13 protein-coding genes and 1 pseudogene are annotated in these 14,385 nt (G+C 69.8%); 11 read left to right on the top strand and 3 right to left on the bottom strand.

Annotated features, from left to right (window positions below):
- Positions 1–48: 48 nt before the first annotated feature.
- Entirely contained in the window at positions 49–1,224 is a 1,176-nt protein-coding gene (locus J7656_RS08980; protein ID WP_211553081.1) for a M24 family metallopeptidase, read from the bottom strand.
- A gap of 113 nt (positions 1,225–1,337) precedes the next feature.
- Here J7656_RS08980 and J7656_RS08975 point away from each other — a divergent pair, with 113 nt between their 5' ends.
- The 4 genes from J7656_RS08975 (at position 1,338) to J7656_RS08960 (ending at position 6,248) form a co-directional block, all read left to right on the top strand.
- The gene (locus tag J7656_RS08975; RefSeq protein WP_017343215.1) at positions 1,338–1,994 is read left to right on the top strand and encodes a hypothetical protein; all 657 of its coding nucleotides are present in this window, start codon (positions 1,338–1,340) and stop codon (positions 1,992–1,994) included.
- Between the two features lie 270 nt (positions 1,995–2,264).
- On the top strand, positions 2,265–3,242 hold the full coding sequence (locus J7656_RS08970) for a transcription initiation factor IIB (RefSeq protein WP_017343216.1): 978 nt from the start codon (positions 2,265–2,267) through the stop codon (positions 3,240–3,242).
- A gap of 187 nt (positions 3,243–3,429) precedes the next feature.
- Positions 3,430–3,903, top strand: a complete 474-nt coding sequence (locus J7656_RS08965; RefSeq protein WP_017343217.1) for an NUDIX hydrolase — start codon at positions 3,430–3,432, stop codon at positions 3,901–3,903.
- 80 nt (positions 3,904–3,983) lie between these two features.
- A complete protein-coding gene (locus J7656_RS08960; protein WP_017343218.1) occupies positions 3,984–6,248 on the top strand; it encodes a DUF7527 domain-containing protein in 2,265 nt (754 codons plus the stop codon).
- A gap of 82 nt (positions 6,249–6,330) precedes the next feature.
- Here J7656_RS08960 and J7656_RS08955 read toward each other — a convergent pair whose 3' ends face one another.
- Positions 6,331–6,636 carry a hypothetical protein gene (locus J7656_RS08955; RefSeq protein WP_004595838.1) on the bottom strand — a complete coding sequence of 102 codons (306 nt, stop codon included), beginning with the start codon at positions 6,634–6,636 and terminating at the stop codon, positions 6,331–6,333.
- A gap of 295 nt (positions 6,637–6,931) precedes the next feature.
- On the opposite strand from J7656_RS08955, the gene J7656_RS08950 reads away from it, so the two are divergent.
- Positions 6,932–8,287, top strand: a complete 1,356-nt coding sequence (locus tag J7656_RS08950) for an adenylosuccinate synthase (RefSeq protein WP_211553080.1) — start codon at positions 6,932–6,934, stop codon at positions 8,285–8,287.
- Between the two features lie 89 nt (positions 8,288–8,376).
- Entirely contained in the window at positions 8,377–9,198 is an 822-nt protein-coding gene (locus J7656_RS08945) for a hypothetical protein (RefSeq protein WP_211553078.1), read from the top strand.
- 24 nt (positions 9,199–9,222) lie between these two features.
- Here J7656_RS08945 and J7656_RS08940 read toward each other — a convergent pair whose 3' ends face one another.
- Positions 9,223–10,086 carry an aldo/keto reductase gene (locus tag J7656_RS08940; protein WP_211553076.1) on the bottom strand — a complete coding sequence of 288 codons (864 nt, stop codon included), beginning with the start codon at positions 10,084–10,086 and terminating at the stop codon, positions 9,223–9,225.
- 144 nt (positions 10,087–10,230) lie between these two features.
- Between J7656_RS08940 and J7656_RS08935 the strand changes: the two genes are divergently transcribed.
- The 5 genes and pseudogenes from J7656_RS08935 (at position 10,231) to J7656_RS08915 (ending at position 14,230) form a co-directional block, all read left to right on the top strand.
- Positions 10,231–10,719 carry an Lrp/AsnC family transcriptional regulator gene (locus tag J7656_RS08935; RefSeq protein WP_004595834.1) on the top strand — a complete coding sequence of 163 codons (489 nt, stop codon included), beginning with the start codon at positions 10,231–10,233 and terminating at the stop codon, positions 10,717–10,719.
- The gene (locus tag J7656_RS08930) at positions 10,716–11,855 is read left to right on the top strand and encodes a pyridoxal phosphate-dependent aminotransferase (protein WP_017343222.1); all 1,140 of its coding nucleotides are present in this window, start codon (positions 10,716–10,718) and stop codon (positions 11,853–11,855) included. The genes J7656_RS08935 and J7656_RS08930 overlap by 4 nt, the downstream gene beginning before the upstream one ends.
- A gap of 19 nt (positions 11,856–11,874) precedes the next feature.
- Positions 11,875–12,222, top strand: coding sequence for a putative antibiotic biosynthesis monooxygenase (locus tag J7656_RS08925; RefSeq protein ID WP_017343223.1), 348 nt, complete (start codon positions 11,875–11,877; stop codon positions 12,220–12,222).
- 69 nt (positions 12,223–12,291) lie between these two features.
- Positions 12,292–13,445 (top strand): annotated as a pseudogene (locus tag J7656_RS08920) (acyl-CoA dehydrogenase family protein).
- A gap of 77 nt (positions 13,446–13,522) precedes the next feature.
- Positions 13,523–14,230: a sensor histidine kinase gene (locus J7656_RS08915; RefSeq protein ID WP_017343225.1), complete on the top strand. Its 708-nt coding sequence runs from the start codon at positions 13,523–13,525 to the stop codon at positions 14,228–14,230.
- Positions 14,231–14,385: the final 155 nt, after the last annotated feature.

Genomic DNA, 14,385 nt, shown 5'->3' with positions numbered 1-14,385 from the left:
ATCGCGGTCAGACAGGCCGGGGGTTGCCCGGTCAGATCCAATAGGGACTCACTCCGCCGCGAACCGGATCGGGTAGTCGGTGAGGTTCTCGTAGCCGTCCTCGGTGACGACGACGAGGTCCTCGATGCGGACGCCGCCGATATCCGGGTCGTAGAGCCCGGGCTCGACCGTGATCACGTGTCCGGGCTCTAACTCTTCGCCCCCGCTCGCGAGCCGCGGCGACTCGTGGACGTCGAGGCCGATCCCGTGACCGGTCGAGTGGATGAACCCGGTCTCGGTGTCGGGGTCGGTCCGGAAGGTTGGCTCGCCCGCCTCCTCGTACACCTCGCAGGCGGCGGCGTGGACCTCCTCGCCGGTCGCGCCCGGCTCGACGGCGTCGAGCGCGGCGTTCAGCGCGCGCTCGGTGAGGTCGTACCACTCGCGAAGCGTCTTGCTCGGCTCGCCGACGCAGAACGTCCGCGTCATGTCGGCGTTGTACTTCGTCGCCTTCGAGCGCGGGAAGATGTCGACGATGATCGCCTCGTTCGCGCGGAGCGGGCCCGAGCCGCGGTCGTGGGGGTCCGCGGCCTGCGCGCCGCCGGCGACGATCGTCTCGTCGAGCGCGCAGCCGTGACGCAGCAGCGTCACCTCGATCTCCTCGGTCACGCGCTCGCTGGTGAGCGGCTCGCCGTCACGGAGCAAGACTCCCGTCTCCGCCTCGTCGCTCTCTCCCGCCACGTCGGCGCCGGCGATCAGCTCCTCGGCGGCCCGCATCGCGGCCTCGTTGGCCTCTTGCGCCTCGCGGATCGCGTCGATCTCCTCGTCGGTCTTCACCGCGCGGACCGCTTGGAGCCGGTCGTCGGCGTCGACGGCGACATCGATCCCGCGCTCGCGGAGGGCGTCGGCGGTGCCGACCGGGCCGCGCGGCGGCATCGAGACGGAGTCGACGCCCTTGTCGCGGAGGAACGCGGCGTACATGTCGTTGCGCTCCTCGCGGCCGCCGTACTCGTAGTCGTAGTCGGCGTGGCGCTCCACCGTGTCGGCCGCGGCCTCGCTCGTCGCGCGGCCGTACTCTAACCCGCTGACGAGGAGGTGGACCTCGCCGTCGGCGTACAGCGTGAGGAACGGGTCGGGCCCGGTGAACCCGGAGAGGTACAGCTGGTTTGCGTCCTCCTGCGAGGCGTCGAGCAGGTAGCCGTCCGTATCGAGGTCGGCGAGGCGGTCGTCGAGCCGCGTTCGGTTCATACCTCACCCTGCTCGGGCGACGGTCAAAGCGGTTGTCCTCGCGGAACCGGTCTGAGACCTCCGTCGATCCGTGAGAAAGCATATGCCGCTCGCTCGGGAACGGCCGGTCCGAGATGTCGACGGGAGAGCGAACCACGCTGGGCTCGCTCGTGTCGCTCCCGCCCGGGTGGCTCCGCGTCGCCGTCGCCTGCGGGAGCGGTGCGGCCCTCGCCGGGCTGGCGACGACGTGGATCGGGCTCGCGGTCGCCGGCGTGTCGCCGGGAGACTCGGAGATCGCCCGGTGGATGGTCGGCGGACCGATCCTCGGGGTCGAGGGAGCGATCTGGTTCCTCTTCGACGCGCACTGGATCCGGATACGGACGGGTCCGGGGCTGTCGAACCTCGTAATCTTCGGGCATCCGCTGATACAGTCGGACGCCGCGCTGTGGCCGCTCCGTCTAGTGCCTCTTACCTTCGGTCTCGGCGTCGCGACCGCCGTCCGGTACCTCGGTATCGACGACCTGCTCGCCGGCGCCGCGACCGGGGTGGGCGCGACGCTGGGGTACCTCCCGGCGATGCTCGCGCTGTGGTGGGTCTCCCGGGTGCCGCTCACGCGCCACGCGGCCGATGGGAGGGTGCCGATCTCCGACGCGGACGGGATCCCGACATCGGAGGCGGCCGGCGTCACGGCCGGTCCCGACCTCGCCGCGGCCCTCGCGCTGGTGACCGGACTGGGCGTGATCGGCGGCTACCTCGCGGGCGCGGTCGCGGCCGCCGCGACCGGGAACTGACCGACGGGCTGGTCGCCCTGAGCGCCGTCCGCCGCTCGCGAAACGCCTATATACCATATCCCGCCGGGCGGCCGTCAGTTTCGCTCTCGCTTCGGTCCCGATCACCGCGTCTCAAATACCGAATTGTACAGGGTTGTACACGGTGTTTTCGGCCGTGTCTCTCGGGCGCCAACCACGCAAACATTTAAGTATTTGGCTCACTTACCCGAAGGTGAGGAAAACACCGAGATCCGTCTCTCGGTTCCGCTGTTCCCTCCACGCACAACACCAATGAGCGAGAACCTTCGAACGTACACGACAGAGACCGTCGACGACGAGAACGAGAGCGAGTCGGAGACCGAAGACGAGGAGCTGCGGTGCCCCGAGTGCGGCGGCCAGCTCGCGACGGACACGGAGCACGGCGAGACCGTCTGCGTCGACTGCGGGCTCGTCGTCGAGGAGGACGAGATCGACCGCGGGCCGGAGTGGCGCGCGTTCGACTCCAAGGAGAAGGACAACAAGTCCCGGGTCGGGGCCCCGACGACGAACATGATGCACGACAAGGGGCTCTCGACGAACATCGGCTGGCAGGACAAAGACGCCTACGGCAAGTCGCTGTCCAGCCGCCAGCGGGAGAAGATGCAGCGGCTGCGGACGTGGAACGAGCGGTTCCGCACCCGCGACTCCAAGGAGCGCAACCTCAAGCAGGCGCTCGGCGAGATCGACCGGATGGCCTCCGCGCTCGGCCTCCCGGACAACGTCCGCGAGACGGCCTCGGTCATCTACCGCCGCGCACTCGACGAGGACCTCCTCCCCGGCCGCTCCATCGAGGGCGTCTCCACGGCCTCGCTGTACGCCGCCGCGCGGCAGGCGGGCACGCCGCGCAGCCTCGACGAGATCGCGGGCGTCTCCCGGGTCGAGAAGGACGAGATCGCGAGGACGTACCGCTACGTCGTCCGCGAGCTCAAGCTGGAGATCCAGCCCGCCGACCCCGAGAGCTACGTGCCCCGGTTCGCCTCCGACCTCGGCCTCTCCGACGAGGCCGAGCGCCGCGCCCGCAGCCTGCTCGACACGGCGAAAGAGCAGGGGATCCACTCCGGCAAGTCGCCGGTCGGGCTCGCCGCCGCCGCCGTCTACGCCGCCTCGCTGCTCGTCAACGAGAAGGTGACCCAGAGCGAGGTCAGCGAGGTCGCGAACATCAGCGAGGTCACCATCCGGAACCGGTACCACGAACTCCTCGAGGCCGAGGACTCGGTCGCGCTGAACTGACGGGTCGCTCCGCGCCCGGTCGTCGTACCGTTCGAGTTCCCTCCGTTTTCAGTCGCCGCATTCGCCCGCGCAGTAGTCGACGTCGTCGCCGATACGGTAGTACCCTGACAGCGACCGCTCCGCGTCACCGCGTCGCGGCGTCCGCCCGAGCCGAAACCGCGAAGGCGGCGCGTCGCCACCCGGAGGTATGGAGACGACTCGCCACTTCACGGCGACGACGTACATCGTCAACGACGGGGCGACCGCGCTTCACGACCACGAGCGCCTCGGAATCAAGCTCCCCCCAGGCGGCCACGTCGACCGCGACGAGCTCCCGCACGAGGCCGCGCGCCGCGAGGTTCGCGAGGAGACGGGGTTGACCCCGGATCTCGTCGCGACGGAGTCACAGATCACGGGCCCGAACACCCGCGGGCTCCCGGAGCCGGCGCACCTCATGCTCCACGACATCAACGTCCACGAGGACGGGTCAGTGGGCCACCAGCACGTCGACCACCTCTACTACGCCCGCGTCGACTCCCGGGAGATCGCCCCGAACGGCGACGACGAGGTCGACCCGGCGCGCTGGCGCTGGTACACCTCGGAGGAACTGGCGGCGAGCGACCTCCCGGAGGATGTCGTCGACCTCGGTCGAGAGGCGATCGACGCCGTCGGAGGGGGCTGAACGAGGGGCGTCGCGGCGTCAGACGGCCGTCTCACGCTCCGGAAGGTATTTGGGTCGGTGTTGGCGACGTAAACGCAAGGATGGACGCACAGCGACGGGAAGCGATCACCGAGTGGGACGACCGCTCGTTCTCCGACGGGTTCGCGGGGCTCCGCCGGATCGTCGACGACGGGTTCTCCGGCGCGGCGACCGACGGGACCGGGTGGATCTTCCTCGTCGACGGGCGCGTTATCGGCGTCGTCGACGCGACGCTCGACGCCTTCGCCGACGCCGCCGGGACCGTCTACCGGGCCCCGGACGAGGCGCTCCCCGTGCTCTTCGCGATGCAGGAGCTGGGCGGCGAGCCGCGGGCGAAGTACTACACCAAGGACACGCCCCTGCGAGAGGCGGACCAGAAGCTCTCACAGGGGGGGTTCACCGGCTACATCGAGCTGTCGGAGAACGTCCTCTCCGGCGACTACTACGTCGCCTACACGGGCGGCGAGTCGATGGCGGCCGCGTACGTCGGCAATGCGAGGCGGCTAGAAACGGGCGACGACGCGTTCGACCTCGCCGCCGACGAGGTCGGCATCTACACGGTGTACGAGGTCGACCTCGACGTCCGCCCGCTCCCGGACGGCGACGACGCGAAAGATGCGGACGACGCGAGCGCCGCGACCGACCCGACCGAGACCGCCGGTTCCGACGGCGCGAGCGACGCGGACGAAGAGCCGACCGACGAGCCGTCGGACACCGAGAGCGACGCCGAGCCGGAGACGGCAGGAGACGACGGCCCCGCGAGCGCGGTCGGTCCCGCCGCGAGCGCCGCCCGAGACGGCGACTCGACCGCCGCGAGCCGAAGCGACGAGTCGGCGGGCGTCGACGCGGAGGCGGCCGCGGACGACCGCGACAAGGCTGTTTCGAGCGGCGAGGCCGGCGGGTCCGGCGGGTCGGCGCCCGACGAGGTCCGGATCGGCGACGCCGAGACGGCCGAGCGAGACGCAGACGGCTCGCCCGGTGCCGACCGCGCGCGCCGATCACCGTCAGATCCCGAGGGAGCGACCGCTTCGGAATCCGACGCCAGGGACTCGCCCGACCCGGACGCCGCCGACGCGCCGGACTCCGAGAACGTCTTCTCGGAGGAGGCCGAGTGGCGGGAACAGAAGTCGATCCCGGCGCTCGACCCCTCCGAGGCGGGCGGGGAACCGCAGCGTCCCGACGAGCGCCGCGCAGCCGCTTCGCAGCGCTCCCGCTCGGGCGAGGACCGCGGCCGCGCGGAGCGAAGTGGGTCGAACGCGAACGGCGGGTCGCCGTCGCCGCGCTCCACCGAGACGGCGTCGGGGCCGTCGGCGGTGTCGAAACGCGAGGGGCGCGACGGGCGCGGCGGGCAGGGCGACGCCGACCCCGAACGGCTGCGGAAGCTCGAGGCGGCCTTGGAGGAGACGGAGACCGAGCGGCAGTCGCTCGCGGACGAACGCGACCGCCTGGCGGCCGAACGCGAGGAGGTCGAGTCGGAGCGCGACGAGCTGGCCGACGAGGTCGACCGGCTCGAGTCCGAGGTCGACGAGCTCAAAGAGGAGCGCGACCGGCTCCGCAGCGAGCTCTCGAACGCCAAGGAGCGGCTTCCGGACGCGGAGCGGACGCTCACGCCCGCGGAGGCACGCAACGGGACGAACCTGTTCATCAGGTACGACTCGAAGGAGGGCGCGACGCTGGCGGACGCCCACGAGGGGAGCGTCGACCGCGAGGCGCTCCGCGAGAACCTCCGGGTCGAACACCACACGAGCTTCGAGACGGAGGGCCTCGCGGTGGACGGCCGGCCGTTCGCGGAGTTCTTAGAGGACACCATCGAGTACGGCTTCACCCGCTGGCTCGTCGAGGATCTCCCGTTCGAGGTCCGCGGCACCGGCAACGAGGGGACGCTGCGTGACCTCTACGACGCGCTCCCGGAGATCGATCGCGCCGAGATCGGCGGGACGGTGTCGATCGAGCTCCGCGAGGGCGGCGAGGAGGTCCGCGAGCAGCGGTCGTTCGACCTCGTGTTGCGCGACCGGATGGGCCACCCGCTGTTCGTCGCCGACCTGAACGACAGCAGGGACCCGACGCCGGAGGGGACCTTGGAGTCGCTCGTCGAGAACGGGCGCGACATCGCCGGATCGAACGAGACGTTCGCCGGGGCGTTCGCGGTGACGGAGAGCTTCTTCGAGCCGGGCGCCTTAGAGACCGCGAGCGACGCGGTCGGCGGCGGCCTGTTCAGCCGATCGAAGCGGGCGAGCTTCGTGAAGCTCTCGCGCAAGCAGGGCTACCACCTGTGCCTCGTCGAGGCCAGAGACGGCGGGTTCCACATGACGGTCCCCGACCTGTAGCCGTCACGGGACCCTATCGGAGGCGGCTACCGGGAGAGCAGAAACGCGGCAGATGCGTCGGCGGGCGAAATCGAAAGCGCGGTCAGTTCTCGAGCTCCGCGGCGTCGTCGATCCGCATGGAGCCGAGCTTCTCGACGGTCTCGTCGAGCTTCTCGTCGAGTTCGTCGACGAACTCGTGGGTGCGCTCGGTGGTGATCGCGCCCTGGCTGGACGGCTCGATGAGGTTCTCCTCTTCGAGGACGCGAAGCGAGTAGCGGACCTTATGGTGCGGGTAGCCCGTCTCGTTCGACATCTTCACGATGCCGATCGGCTCGTTCTCGATGACCATCCGCAGGACTTGGAGGTGACGTTCCAGCATGTCTACCTCCTTCTCTAATCGATCTATCATGGCACATGTTAACTCGTCATGCCCCGTTTAAAAGTTGCTGTCGGCGGCCGGGGGAGGCCTCGTCAGATCGCAGGCTTTGACGTGGGAGTAGTTAACGTGTTCGATCGCGGCACGGCAGACGGTGAGCGTACGCACGGAAGAGCGCGCGACGGTGCGGCCTCCCGGGGGGACGCCGAGAGAATACACGAACGAGCGTATTCACTGTGCCCGGCGTATTTTTTGATCCACATCTGTGCCTGTCTCGCGGTCGCAGACCGTAATCGGTTTTACCCCCCGACGGGAATCGGCAGGTCGTATGACACTCACCATCGTCGGCTCCCAGCTCGGCGACGAGGGCAAGGGCGCCCTCGTCGACCGGTGGGGAGGGGACGCGGACGTCGTAGTCCGTTATCAGGGCGGCGACAACGCCGGCCACACCGTCGTCGAAGGCGGCGCGGAGTACAAGCTCTCCTTGGTTCCCAGCGGCGCGGTCCGGGGGACCGTCGGGATCTTGGGCAACGGCTGCGTCGTCAACCCGCGCACGCTGTTCACCGAGATAGACGACCTGCGCGAGCGCGGGCTCGACCCCGACGTGCGCGTCGCCCGCCGGGCGCACGTCATCATGCCGTACCACCGCGTGCTCGACGGGATCGAAGAGGAAGTCAAGGCCGACGACGACGCCGGCGACGAGGTCGGCACCACGGGGCGCGGGATCGGCCCGACCTACGAGGACAAGGCCGGCCGCCGCGGGATCCGGGTCGCGGACCTGCTCGACCCCGACGCGCTCCGCGAGAAGCTCGAATACGCGGTCCCGCAGAAGCGCGCGCTCGTCGAGGACGTGTACGGGCTCGACATCGACGATGTCGACGACCGCGCCGAGGCGTTCGACGTCGACGCGCTTCACGAGGAGTTCGCCGCGATCGGCGAGCGCCTCGCCGACGAGGGGATGACCGTCAACTGCTCCGACTACCTCCACCGCCGCCACGAGGCCGGCGACGCGATCGTCTTCGAGGGCGCGCAGGGGACCCACATCGACGTCGACCACGGGAACTACCCGTTCGTCACCTCGTCGAATCCGACCGCCGGCGGCGCGGCCGTCGGATCGGGGCTCGGCGTCACGAAGGTCGGCGACGGCGAGGTCGTCGGCATCGTGAAGGCGTACCTCTCGCGCGTCGGCGAGGGGCCGCTCCCGACCGAACTCGACGGCGACGCCGACGAGGAGGCGCTCGCCGACGAGATCCGCGAGAAGGGCGGCGAGTTCGGGACCGTCACCGGTCGCCCGCGCCGGATCGGCTGGCTCGACCTCCCGATGCTCCGGCACTCGGCGCGCGTCTCCGGCTTCACCGGCGTCGCGGTCAACCACGTCGACGTGCTCGCCGGGCTCGACGAGCTGAAGGTGTGTACGGGCTACGAGTTAGACGGAGAGACGCTCGATACCGTCCCCACCACCACCGACCGGTGGGAGCGCTGCGAGCCCGTCTACGAGACGCTCGACACGTGGGAGCCGTTCGACTCGGCCGCGGTCGCCGAGGCCGGCTACGACGCCTTACCCGAGGCCGCCCGCGAGTACCTGGAGTTCCTCGCCGACGAGATCGATACCCCGGTGTACGCCGTCGGCGTCGGCCCCGACCGCGAGGAGACGGTCGAACTGACGAACCCGTTCGAGGAGTAGGCTCGCCACCGGGCCTCGATCCCGTCGCGGCGTGCGGTCGGTTGGCGCGGACGGACGACGCTTTTTACGATCGAACGCGATCCCCCACCATGGCCGAGCCCTCCACCGGTCCGTCAGCCGACACGCCGCCCCCGGAACCGATCCTCCAACGCACGTTCGCGCACATCGGGCGGCTGCTTCCGCTCGCGCTCGTCCCGCTGGCGACGGCGCTGTTCCGCGCCCGGGAACTGCTCGCGACGGGACGGACGAACGGGCTCTCGCTCCGGGCTTCGTTCCCGGTGTACCGGTACGATCTCTGGAGCTTCGTCGACGCGCCGAGCGGCGACGGCGTGACGGTGTCGCTCCCGTTTGGGGCCGTCGACCCGCTGCCGCTGCTCGCACCCCTGATCGGCGCGTACGTCGTCGTCTCCGGCGCGCTGAGCGCGGGCTACTTCGGGAGCATCGCGGCGGAGATCACGACCGGGCGCTTCGACTTCGTCGCGGCCGTTCGCCGGTTCGGCGCTCGGATGATCCTCCTCGAAGCGCTCGTGGTCCTCGCACTCGCGGCGCTGTTCCTGCCGCTGCTCCTCTTCCCGCCGCTGTTCGTGGTCGCGATCCTCGCGGCGCTCGTCGTCTCGTACCTGTACTTCCCGACCGTCTACGTCCTCGCCTTGGAGGACCGCGGGATCGAGTCCGCGGCGCGGCGGGCACGAGCGCTCGTGGACGAACACCGACCGCTTGGGTTCTTCCTCGCCGTCGCGGTCGTCACGGCGCTCTGTTCGGTTCCGGTGAGCCTCCTCGCGCACGCCGGCCCCGGCGGCGCGATCGCGGCCGCGGTCGTCGCCGCGCCGCTCGGGCTGGCGTTCAACGTCGCGACTGCGCTGAAGGTCGCCGAGATGGCCGAGATGGCCGACGTCGAGACCGCCGGGTGAAGCCGGCAGACGTGGCCTCGCGGCCTACTGCGGGTCGACGGCGTTCAGCGCGGCGCGGTCCTCGTCGGTGAGCGACAGGTCCGCGGCCGCGAGGTTGGACTCGAGGTGGTCGACGCTCGACGTCCCCGGGATCGGGAGCGTCACGTCCGAGTGGTCGAGCAGCCACGCGAGCGAGACCTGCTGGGGCGTCGCGTCTCGTCGCTCGGCGACCTCGTCGAGCACCCCGCCGGCGTCCTCGTCGTCGACCGCGTACATCGGGCCCCACGGGATGAACCCCACACCTTTCTCCTCGCAGGCGGCCAGCACGTCCTCGTCGTCGCGGTGGCCGACGTTGTAGCGGTTCTGGACCGTCGCGATGTCGACGATGTCGGTCGCCGTCTCCAGCTGCTCGACGGTGACGTTCGAGAGGCCGACGTGGGCGACCTGCCCGGCGTCTTTCATCTCCGCGAACGCGTGGACGGAGTCCTCGAAGTCGGTGTCCGGGTCTGGGCGGTGGTACTGGTAGAGGTCGATCGTGTCGGTCCCGAGTCGGTCGAGGCTACACAGCACCTGGTTCTTCAGGAAGTCGGGGTCGCCGTGGGGGAGCCAGTCTCCCTCGCGGTTGCGGAGCAGCCCCGCCTTCGAGGCGACGACCACGTCGTCGGGGTCGCCGAGCGCCTCGCCGATCAGCCGCTCCGAGACGCCCGGGCCGTAGGAGTCCGCGGTGTCGACGAAGTCGACGCCGAGGTCGACGGCGCGCCGGAGCACGTCCTCCGCGTCCGCCTCGTCCTCGGGGCGACCGATGATCTCCTCGCCGGTGATCCGCATCGCGCCGAAGCCGAGGCGGTTGACGGTCAGGTCGCCGCCGATGTCGAACGTCTCGCTCCCGCTGGTGGTGTTCGAAGCCATGGGAGACTGATCTCGCGCCACGCGGAAAGCCGTGGGGATGCCGGAAGAGCGGCGTGGGCTCCGGGCGGTCCCCTCGCGGTCGACCCGGCTCGCCCGTGTTGCGTCCGTCGCTACTCATAAACCGCCCCCGCGTGATTTAGGGGCATGGACGCCGAGCGCGAGGTACTCGACGTGTTGGCGCGGAACGCCCGCGAGGACATCGATGACATCGCGGCCCAGACGGGCCTCGACGCGGCGGCGGTAGCGGACGCGATCGACGCGCTGGAGGCGAAAAGCGTGGTTCACGGCTACCAGGCCGTCGTCGACTGGGACCGCGTCGACGAGGGGAAGATCCGCGCGGTCGTCGAGATCAACGTCGAGCTCGACCGCGAGACCGGCTACGAGCAGGTCGCGGACCGGATCGCGAAGTTCCCCGCGGTCGACGCCTTACACCTCGTCTCCGGCGACTACGACTTCGCCGTCGAGGTGCTCGGCGAGAACATGCAGGACGTCTCCGAGTTCATCTCCGAGCAGGTCGCGCCCATGCCGGAGGTCACCCAGACGGTGACCCACTACATCATGGAGACGTACAAGGACGGCGGGATCCGGTTCGAGGACGGCGACGACGACGACCGCCTCTCCGTGTCGCCATGAGACTGTCGGACCGCGCGCGCACCCTCCCCGAGTCCGGGATCCGGAAGTTCTTCGAGCTCGCGGAGGCGCGCGACGACGTCATCTCGCTCGGGGTCGGTGAACCGGACTTCTCGGCGCCGTGGGCCGCGCGGACCGCCGCGATCGACTCGCTCGAACGCGGAAAGACTTCCTACACGTCGAACCGCGGGATGGCCGCGCTCCGCGAACGGATCGCCGACCACCACGAGCGCTACGACCAGTCGTACGACCCGGAGTCGGAGATACTGGTCACCACCGGCGCGAGCGAGGCGGTCGACCTCGCCTTCCGGGCCTTGGTCGACCCCGGCGACACCGTCGCGGTCCACGAGCCGACGTACATCTCCTACGGGCCGGGGATCGAGCTGGCGGGCGGCGAGCAGCTGACGGTCCCCACGCGCGCCGAGGACGACTTCGCGCTCACGCGGGAGTCGCTGGAGGCGGCCGGCGCCGCCGAGGCCGACCTCCTCGTGCTCTGTTACCCGAACAACCCGACAGGCGCGACGATGACCGACGAAGAGCTGGCCGAGGTCGCGGCGTTCTGCCGGGACGAGGACCTCCGGGTGGTCGCCGACGAGATCTACGCCGCGCTCACCTACGGCGCCGACCACGCCTCGATCGCGACGCAGCCGGGGATGCGCGAGCGCACCGTCGTCGTCAACGGCTTCTCGAAGGCGTACGCGATGACGGGGCTCCGGCTGGGCTACGCGCTGGGCCCGGCCGACGCCATCGACGCGATGAACCGGATCCACCAGTACACGATGCTGTCGGCGCCGACGACGCCGCAGTACGCCGCCATCGAGGCCTTAGACCGCTGCGACGACGAGGTGACGGAGATGGTCGACGAGTATAACCGCCGGCGGCGGTTGGTCGTCTCCCGGTTCAACGAGATGGGCCTCGACACGTTCGAGCCGGGCGGCGCGTTCTACGCGTTCCCGGAGTGCGGCGGCGACGACGAGGCGTTCGCCGAGGAGCTGCTGGAGGCGGAGGGGGTCGCAGTCGTCCCGGGGTCCGTCTTCGGCGAGGGCGGCGAGGGGCACCTCCGCGTCTCGTACGCGACCTCGATGCGCGAGCTGAAGGAGGCGACCGACCGGATCGCGTCGTTCGTCGAGGGTCGATGACCGAGTCCGTCGAAGACCGATGATCGACAGGATCTGGCACGGGTGGACGATGCCGGCAGACGCGGACGAGTACGAGCGACTCCTCCGCGAGGAGATCCTCCCCTCGTTCGCCAACGCGGACAACGAGGGGTATCGCGGCGCCCGACTGCTCCGCCGGGAGTCCGACGCCGACGGCGACGACGAGGAGGTCGAGTTCGTCACGATACTGCGGTTTGACTCGATCGAGTCGGTGAGGGAGTTCGCGGGCGAAGAGTACCGGGAGGCGCACGTCCCGGACGCCGCCCGCGAGGTCCTGAAGCGGTACGACGACCGCGCGCGCCACTACGAGGTGCGCGAGGAACGGGAGTACCCGGCAGACGACTCGTAAACGAACAACTCCTCGCGAATTGTCGAGCGTTCGCCAACGATTATCACGCTCGTTCCTGATCGTCCGCGTATGGAGTTCCAGCTAACGGACGAACAGAAGCAGCTGCGCGAGGAGGTCCGGAAGTTCGCGGACGAGGAGATCCGGCCGGTCGCGACGGAGTACGACGTCGACGAGGAGTACCCCACGAGGTGATGGACAAGGCCGCCGACATGGGGCTGCTCGCGCCGCACGTCCCGGTCGAGTACGGGGGGATCGGCTACTCCTCGCTGGAGAACGCGATCCTCACCGAGGAGCTGTTCGCGGCCGACCCCGGGATCGGGCTCTGTATCTCCAGCGCCGGCTTCGGGGCGGAGGCGCTGATGGAGTTCGGCACCGAGGAACAGAAGGAGCGCGTCCTCCCCGAGGTGACCGCCGGCGACGCGGTGATGGGCTCGGCCATCTCGGAGCCGCAGGCGGGGTCGGACGTGACCTCGGTCGCGACGCGCGCCGAGAAGGACGGCGACGAGTGGGTGATCAACGGCTCGAAGATGTGGATCACGAACGGCACCGTCGCCGACTACTTCGTCGTCGTCTGCGAGACGGACCCGGAGATCGACGACCGCTACTCCGGCTACTCGCAGATCCTCGTCGAGGCCGACCGCGACGGGCTCACCCGCGACAAGATCACCGGGAAACTCGGCATCCGCGCGAGCGACACCGCCGAGCTACGCTTCGACGACGTGCGGGTGCCCGAGGAGAACCTCATCGGGCAGCGCGGGATGGGCTTTCTCCAGCTCATGCAGTTCTTCGACGAGACCCGGACCGCGGTCGCGGCCCAGGGCGTCGGCATCGCCCGCGGCGCCGCCGAGCGCGCGCTGGAGTACGCCGAGGAGCGCGAGCAGTTCGACCGCCCGATCAGCGACTTCCAGGCGATCAAACACAAGCTCGCGGAGATGCACACGAACACGGAGGCCGCCCGCTGGCTCACCTACCGCTCGGCGTGGGCGGTCGACAACGAGTCGGGCGACCTGACCGCGCTCGCGTCGATGGCCAAGGAGTTCGCCTCGCGGACCGCGGTCGAGGTCGCCGACGAGGCGGTTCAGGTCCACGGCGGCGCCGGCTTCGTCAACGACCACGACGTCGAGCGGCTCTACCGCGACGCGAAGATCACCCAGATCTACGAGGGGACCACGGAGATCCAGAAGAACATCGTGGCCCGCGAGCTGCTCGACGAGGGGATGTGAGGCGGCGCCCCGTGCGGTCGTGAATCCCCGGACTCGGAACCGGCACGTAAATGTCGCAGGCAGACGTTAGACGGGCCATGAGCGAGGCCGAGGTGGACCCGGAGGAGCGGCTCAAGCGCCAGCGCGACGACCTCCGGCTGTTGAACCAGGTGATGCGCCACGACATCCGCAACGACCTCCAGCTCGTCGGCGCGTACGCAGAGCTGCTCGACGACCACGTCGACGAGGAGGGGGAGAAGTACCTGGACGTGATCAAGCGCAACACCCAGAGCGCGGTGTCGCTCACCACGACGGTCCGAGACCTCGCGGAGGTGATGCTCCGGGAGGACGCCGAGCCGAGCCGCGTCTCGCTCGACAGGGTCCTCTCACAGCAGGTGGAGGAGGTCCGCTCCGGCTACTCGGAGGCGGTCTTCACCGTCGAGGGGTCGTACCCCGAGGCGGAGGTCGTCGGCGACGAGATGCTGAGCTCGGTGTTCCGGAACCTCCTGCGAAACGCGGTCCAGCACAACGACGAGACCCCGCCGACGGTGACGGTGTCGGCGACCGTCGAGGAGGCCGAGGGGGTCGCGGAGGTGCGGATCGCCGACAACGGCCCCGGGATACCGGAAGAGCAGCGGGACGATATATTCGGCAAGGGTGAGAAGGGCCTCGACAGCCCGGGCGCGGGGATCGGGCTTTACCTCGTCCGGTCGCTCGTCGAGATCTACGGCGGCGACGTGTGGGTCGAGGACAACGAGCCGAAGGGAGCCGTGTTCGTCGTCCAACTGCCGCTCTGTGAAGGGTGACACTCAGCAGACGCGACATCGATTACTTATAAAGAACCATGCGGTGGCGCGTGCCTGCGAGGCCGCCACGCGGCCGAGCAGCACGCGCGAGGGAGTCGGCCGGCCGGAGCGAAGCGAAGGCCGGCCGACGAGGCTGGGGAGGTGTGAGGTGCCGT

It is taken from the genome of Halorubrum ruber, assembly GCF_018228765.1.
In the GTDB taxonomy this organism is placed as follows: Archaea; Halobacteriota; Halobacteria; order Halobacteriales; family Haloferacaceae; genus Halorubrum; species Halorubrum ruber.
The sequence above is the reverse complement of the archived record's forward strand: the minus strand, read 5'-3'. Positions and strand labels throughout refer to the sequence as shown.